Raw genomic sequence first — 1305 nt, 5'->3', positions numbered from 1 at the left:
AATGGTGATAGCGAAATCTTCGTTCATTCTTCAGGCTTAATAGATAACATTCGTGAAAATGATTCTGTTAGCTACGATGTAGAGCAAGGTAAAAAAGGATTAAACGCAATCAATGTTAAGATTGCTTAATCAACTTATTTTATAAATCGAAAAAAGCATCCATGATTATGGATGCTTTTTTTTTGTTTTAAGGAATGTTTCTAAATTGTAATCCATTTCGAATACACCGCATGATTGTTTTAGTTTTGCAGCTAAATAAATAGCACACATGTCAAAAACAAAACTAACCATTAACAATAACGGATCAGTGAAAATAGAAGGCGATTTTGAGATCGTAGATAGAAACGGAAATACATATGGACTTGAGGGCAGAACCGTTTTGTCTATTTGCCGTTGCGGTCTTTCAAAAAATAAGCCGTTTTGTGATGGCGCGCACAATGGACATTTTGAACATGAGGCCATCGCATTTGATCTTCCACCAAAAAAAATCTAAAAATTTAAATGAAAGCCGCAGGAATAATTCAGCGGCTTTTTTGTAGGAACTAAATTCTCCTGAAAGCAAAAATTCTATGCTCGTTATGTACCTTTGTTTCATGAAGCAAAAGATACTTTATAGCCTGCTTGTCCTGCTTACTCTGCCTTTATTGAGCAGAGCACATGGCTACTGGATGGATATTAAAGGTTCTGGAAAAATACACCAGCCTGTACGTATACAAATCTGCTATGGGGAAATCGATGAATATAGTGTCAGACGCAAGGAAAGAGGAGAAGAACTTCCCTTTTCAGGAGATTTTAAGGTCCGGATCATTGATGAAGAAGGAAAGATCACCAGCCTTCCTTTACGTCCCCTTTCTGATTGCTGGGAGGCTGTATTTACTCCAGCTAAAAAAGGTACATATCAGATTTTGGCAAGTAATGATGTGTTACCGGTAGTTGACCGTTCAAAAACCGGTGGAAAAAACGTTCGTCCTATAGATTACCTCTGTGCAGCCTATCCTGTTGAGAGTAGTTCTTCCATTTCAAAACCGATCCAGTTTTTAGATATCACTACCTATGCAAAGGGAGCTCTAACCGTTGTTAAAGCATTTAAAAACGGGAAAGAAATATCAGGCATTAAATTACGGGTCTTTAATCCGGATAATTGGGAGAAAGAACTTACCACAAATGAAAATGGCGAGGCTACTTTTGCTGCTACCCGAAAAGGTTTATACATTATCCGCCAGGATTGGATTGATCCGACCCCGGGATTGTATAATAACATATCTTATATCGGAATCAGACATCGATGTAATTATTGCCTATATG

At 37.5% G+C, this 1305-nt stretch carries 3 protein-coding genes; all 3 read left to right on the top strand.

What is annotated here, in order from left to right; genetic code table 11:
• Nucleotides 1-129 (top strand): cold-shock protein (locus DBR11_RS26010; RefSeq protein ID WP_108555485.1); only part of this gene is annotated, 129 nt, incomplete at its 5' end.
• 139 nt (nt 130-268) lie between these two features.
• Nucleotides 269-493, top strand: a complete 225-nt coding sequence (locus tag DBR11_RS26005; RefSeq protein ID WP_108555484.1) for a CDGSH iron-sulfur domain-containing protein — start codon at nt 269-271, stop codon at nt 491-493.
• Nucleotides 494-593: 100 nt separating this feature from the next.
• A partial coding sequence (locus DBR11_RS26000) for a hypothetical protein (protein ID WP_108555483.1) occupies nt 594-1305 on the top strand: 712 nt, incomplete at its 3' end.

Source organism: Pedobacter sp. HMWF019, assembly GCF_003061025.1.
In the GTDB taxonomy this organism is placed as follows: Bacteria; Bacteroidota; Bacteroidia; order Sphingobacteriales; family Sphingobacteriaceae; genus Pedobacter.
Note: the sequence above shows the minus strand (reverse complement) of the source record. Positions and strands in the feature narration are given on the sequence as shown.